The sequence below is a fragment of the uncultured Nevskia sp. genome, assembly GCF_903885465.1.
Classification (GTDB): Bacteria; Pseudomonadota; Gammaproteobacteria; order Nevskiales; family Nevskiaceae; genus Nevskia.
Genome location: NZ_CAISIQ010000462.1, coordinates 1 through 4,304, shown reverse-complemented (window position 1 = coordinate 4,304; position 4,304 = coordinate 1). Strand labels below are relative to the sequence as shown.

Sequence of the window (4,304 nt, the reverse complement as noted above, 5' to 3'; positions counted from 1 at the left end):
TCGAGATAGCGACGGTAGACGAATGGCCGCAGGCGATCGAGCAGTGCATGGCCGGCGACACGATCACCGGCGCAGGGCCGCGCCTTGACCATCGCGTAGCGTTCCCATTCGCGGCCATGGGTCTGGTAGTAGTCCTCCATCGCCGACGCCGAGGCCGCGTAGGGCCCGACGCTGCCGAACGGCCGCAGCAGGGTGTCGACGCGGAACACGAAGCCGTCCTGGGTCGGCGTCGCCAGCAGGCGGCTGGTATCGCGGGCCAGCTTCGCGAAGTACTCCTCGTTGGCCAGCGAACGAGGGCCATCGGTGTCGCCATTGGCGGTGTAGCCGAAGATCAGGTCGATGTCGCTGGAGAAGTTCAGCTCGCGGCCGCCGAGCTTGCCCATGCCGAGCACGAACGGCAGGGCCAGGCTGCCATCGGCGGCAATCGGCCGACCATGGCGCGCCTGCAGCGTGGCGGCGACAAAACTCATGGTGACGTCGATCGCGGCATCGGCGAGATCGGACAGATCGCCGAGCGTGGTGTCGAGCGTCGCGTAGCCGGCGATGTCACGCACCGCGATGCGGGCCATCTCGCGATTGCGGAAGCGGCGCAATGCGCGCATCAGCGCGGCTTCGTCGGCGATGCCGGCGCAGGCTTCGGTCAGTCGGCCGGCGACCGGTGGCAGCGGGCCTGCGAATTCGCCATTCGCCCAGGCGGCATCGGCCCAGGCCTGCTCGCGCCGGAAGACCGACGCCACGAAAGGGCTGGCGGTGAGCACGCGGGCCAGCAGGTCGGAAGCGCTCATCGATCAGGATGGATGGATCTGGATGGATGCATCGAAACAGGGCGCGAGTGTAGCGATCACCGGCGCGTCAAGCTGAAGAGAAGCTCCCACCCGCTCTATAGTCCGCGCTCTCGAACGCAGCCGGGCGCGAGCCCCGTCCCCGATCCGTCATGAACAACAGCAGTTCCCAGCCCGCCAGCGCGCCCGCCCGTTCCTGCGATGTCCTGATCCTCGGCGGCGGCGTCATCGGCCTGAGCGTGGCGCTGTTCTGCCTGCGCGCCGGCCGAGCGGTGACCATCCTCGAGCAGAAGACGCCGGGCAGCGCCGCCAGCCACGGCAACTGCGGCACGATCACGCCCAGTCATCTGCCGCTGCATGCGCCCGGCACCTTGGCCAAGGCGCTGAAGTGGATGCTCAAGGCCGACGCGCCGCTGCGCATCAAGCCCAGCCTCGACCCGGCCCTGCTCGGCTGGCTGCTGCGCTTTGCGAAGCTGTGCAACGAGCGCGACTTCCTGGCCACGGCGCAGACCAAGGCTGTCCTGCTGAAAGCCTCGCGTCTGCGCCTCGAGCAACTGATCGCCGATGAAGGCCTGGCCTGCGAGTTCGAGCGCAGCGGCACGCTGTACGTCTACCGCGAAGCTGCCGGCTATGAGCACGCCGCCCCGGATGCGGCGCTGTTGCATTCGCTCGGCATTCCCTGTGTAGCGCTGGATGGCCCGGCCCTGCGCGCCAAGGAACCGGCGCTGAACGACTCGGTGGCTGGCGGCTACTTTCATCCCGATGACGCGCGGCTGCGGCCGAACACCTACGTGGCCGAACTGGTCCGCGCCGTCCGCGCCGCCGGCGGCGTGATCGAGCAGGGCGTGCAGATCACCGGCTTCGAGACCGCCAACGGCCGGATCGACGCCGTGCAGACCTCGAGCGGCCCGTATCGCGGCCGCGATGTGGTGCTGGCCCTCGGCGCCTGGTCGCCGCAGTTCGGGCGGGCGCTGGGGCTGAAGATCCCGATCCAGCCGGGCAAGGGCTATTCGATCACCTACAGCCGGCCCGGCATCGCGCCGGTGATTCCGATGGTGCTGAAGGAACGCAGCGTCTGCGTCACCGCCTGGGATTCCGGCTACCGGCTCGGCAGCACGATGGAGTTCGCCGGCTACGACAGCAGCCTGAACCGCCTGCGGCTTGATGCGCTTTCGCGCGGCGCGGCGGAATATCTGAAGGAATCGGTCGGACCGACCGTGGAAGAAGAATGGTACGGCTGGCGGCCGATGACGCCGGATGATCTGCCGATCATCGGCCGGGCGCCGCACCTCGCCAATCTGACCCTGGCCACCGGCCACGGCATGCTGGGCGTCAGTTTGTCGGCGATCACCGGCCAGCTGGTGTCGGAATTATTGTCCGAACGCCCCCCTTCGCTGGACCTCAAACCGTACGCTCCGACCCGCTTCTGAGCACTTTCGCGACGGGCCCGGATATTGCAATTTTACCCACCCCTTTGACGATAGCGCGGCCTATGGCCAAACTGTGAGCAAATAACCATTCAAAATCTCGGCAAGCGTTCCGCGCTGACCGCCGTTGCAGCTACTGATTACACCGACTCAGGAAGGGAAATGCTCAAGAATCTCGCGACCTTGACCTTGATCTGCGCCAGCAGCGCGGCGCTGGCCGAAGGTGAACCGATCGTCCGCGATCGCCTCGTCTACACCTCGAACGATTACGTCAGCGTGATCGCTTCAGGTGTGTTTCCCGACAATGGTCGGGGAACCGACAACATCGGCGGCGGTATCGCCTTCATGTACGGCAACCAGTTCCATGAACTGCTGTCGGTGGAAGGCCGGGTGGCTTTCCAGCTGTTCGAGACCGGACGCGGAAAAGGCTCCGATTTCTACCAGGTCCAGGGTGGCGTCGATCTGACCGTCACTCCTTGGGATCGCCGCGATGAACGGCCGATCACGCCGTTCGCGCTGATCGGCGTCGGGACGCACAGCGACGACGTGGCGATCGACACCCGTGACGATTCCAGCTTCGCGGTCAACGCGGGCGTCGGCTTCGTCACCGCGCCGGTATTCCACAACGTCCGCATTCGCGGTGAAGCCCGCTACACGTACTCCACGTACAGAAGCGGCTACGGCGACCCGAGCGTCGGCATCGGCGTGGAAATCCCGCTCGGCCGCGTCCGTCAGACGCTGACGACGGTGTTCACGCCGCAAGCGACCAAGATCATCGAAACCGAGAAGGAAGTGCCGCGTCCGTTCATCGACACCGACGGCGACACCGTCATCGACGAACTCGACAAGTGCCCGGATACGCCGAAGGGCCTGAAGGTTGACGCCGAGGGTTGCATCCTCGCCGGCCAGCTGATCGAGCTCCGCGGCGTCACCTTCAACCTCGACGAAACCAAGCTGCGGCCGAATGCACAGTCGGTGCTCGACGTCATCGCCAAGGGCATGGCTGGCCAGCGCTCGCTGCAGGTCGAAATCGCCGGTCATACCGACAGTCAGGGTTCCGCGGCCTACAACCTCAAGCTGTCGCAGGGTCGTGCCGACGCTGTCCGCGCTTACCTGATCGAAAAGGGCGTTTCGCCTGATCAGCTGAAGGCGGTTGGCTACGGCGAATCTCAGCTGAAGATCAAGCCGGAACGGAATCAGGACGACTACCTGCTGAACCGTCGCGTCGAGTTCCGGGTCAAGGCCCGCTGAAGATGAACATGAACCCCTTGCCGATGGCCGGGGGTTCGTCGTTATCGCTACACACTGAACAGGCTCATACAGGGAAAAACATGCGTAATGCATTGATTGCGGCAGCGGTGCTCGCCAGTGGCGGCGCTCTTGCCCAGGGCGAGGAAAATGTTGGCGAGCACGATTATCTCAGCGTGCTGCCAACCTACGAAATTCCCGATAAAGCCCGCACTGGCGTTCGCAGCGGCAGCGGCGTATCGCTGCTCTACGGTCACTCGTTCACGCCGCACCTCGGTATCGAAGGCGGCGCCCACTGGGCGATCTACGCGACCGGCAACGGCAACGGCACCGATTTCTACCAGTACAGCGGCATGGTCGACTTGGTCTACACGATCACCGAACGCCAAGGCTCGGCGCCGGTGCATCCGTTCCTGCTGCTCGGTGTCGGCGGCGCCTACAACGACGTGACGCCGGACAAGCGCGACGCCGCCAGCGTGATCTACGGCGCCGGTGCCGGCCTGGTCAGCGCCGACCTCTATCACGGCATCCGCGTCCGCGCCGAAGGCCGCTACATCCGCGACGAGTTCCGCGCCGGCAACGAAGACATCCGCTTCTCGCTGGGTCTCGAATTCCCGCTCGGCCGCGGCGAGTCGAGCACCGTGACCATCCCGGCACCAGAACCCAAGGTTGTCGAAGTGATTCGCGAAGTGCCGAAACCGTTCATCGATACCGATGGCGACACCGTGGCCGACGAACTCGACAAGTGCCCGGATACGCCGCGCGGCATGAAGGTCGATGCCGAGGGTTGCATCATTCCGGACCAGATCATCGAGCTGAAGGGCGTCACCTTCGAGTTCAACAAGGC

General features: G+C 65.4%; 3 protein-coding genes and 1 pseudogene. 3 read left to right on the top strand and 1 reads right to left on the bottom strand.

Features of this window, described 5'->3' with window-relative positions:
* Positions 1-785, bottom strand: a pseudogene (locus tag QZY06_RS18090) (bifunctional [glutamate--ammonia ligase]-adenylyl-L-tyrosine phosphorylase/[glutamate--ammonia-ligase] adenylyltransferase); the annotation flags it as partial.
* Between the two features lie 149 nt (positions 786-934).
* On the opposite strand from QZY06_RS18090, the gene QZY06_RS18085 reads away from it, so the two are divergent.
* The 3 genes from QZY06_RS18085 to QZY06_RS18075 form a co-directional block, all read left to right on the top strand.
* Complete coding sequence (locus QZY06_RS18085) at positions 935-2,212, top strand: FAD-binding oxidoreductase (protein ID WP_295686658.1); 1,278 nt, start codon at positions 935-937, stop codon at positions 2,210-2,212.
* A 159-nt stretch (positions 2,213-2,371) separates the two neighbouring features.
* Entirely contained in the window at positions 2,372-3,460 is a 1,089-nt protein-coding gene (locus tag QZY06_RS18080) for an OmpA family protein (RefSeq protein WP_295686655.1), read from the top strand.
* An 80-nt stretch (positions 3,461-3,540) separates the two neighbouring features.
* Positions 3,541-4,304, top strand: a 764-nt coding sequence (locus QZY06_RS18075) for an outer membrane beta-barrel protein (protein ID WP_295686653.1), incomplete at its 3' end; no start/stop codon positions are given.

What these genes read in the sequence shown, in the direction of transcription:
- QZY06_RS18085 (WP_295686658.1), top strand. Translation starts at nt 935, where the DNA reads ATGAACAACAGCAGTTCCCAGCCCGCCAGCGCGCCCGCCCGTTCCTGC.
- QZY06_RS18080 (WP_295686655.1), top strand. Translation starts at nt 2,372, where the DNA reads ATGCTCAAGAATCTCGCGACCTTGACCTTGATCTGCGCCAGCAGCGCG.